The organism is Gilvimarinus sp. 1_MG-2023 (assembly GCF_030548285.1).
This window is the reverse complement of sequence record NZ_JAUOSC010000157.1, coordinates 1-447: the sequence shown is the minus strand read 5'-3', so window position 1 is coordinate 447 and position 447 is coordinate 1. Positions and strand designations below refer to the sequence as shown.

At 56.2% G+C, this 447-nt stretch carries 1 protein-coding gene; it reads left to right on the top strand.

Annotated features, from left to right (window positions below; genetic code table 11):
- Positions 1-447, top strand: a 447-nt coding sequence (locus Q4563_RS16200) for an ABC transporter ATP-binding protein (RefSeq protein ID WP_303605208.1), incomplete at both ends; no start/stop codon positions are given.

The following is a 447-nucleotide window of genomic DNA, read 5'->3' as shown; positions in this document are numbered from 1 at the left end:
ACGTTGAGCTGGCGGTCAAAACCGTCTTCCAGGGCAAAAAATCCAAAGCCGAGATGCGCGCCTGGATTGAGCACAATCTGGAGCTGGTACATATGACTCACGCCATGCACAAGCGCCCGGACGAAATTTCTGGCGGCATGGAACAGCGGGTCGGTATTGCCCGGGCACTGGCAATGGAACCCGACATTTTGCTGATGGATGAGCCGTTCGGGGCGCTGGACGCCCTCACCCGTGCCCATTTGCAAGACTCGCTGATGGACATCCAGAAAGAGCTGAACAACACCGTTATCATGATTACTCACGATGTCGATGAAGCTGTTTTGCTGTCGGATCGTATCGTGATGATGACCAACGGCCCGGCGGCGACCATTGGCGAAATTCTCGACATTGATCTGGAGCGGCCACGTAACCGCCTGGAACTGGCCGACGACCCTCGCTATAACCACC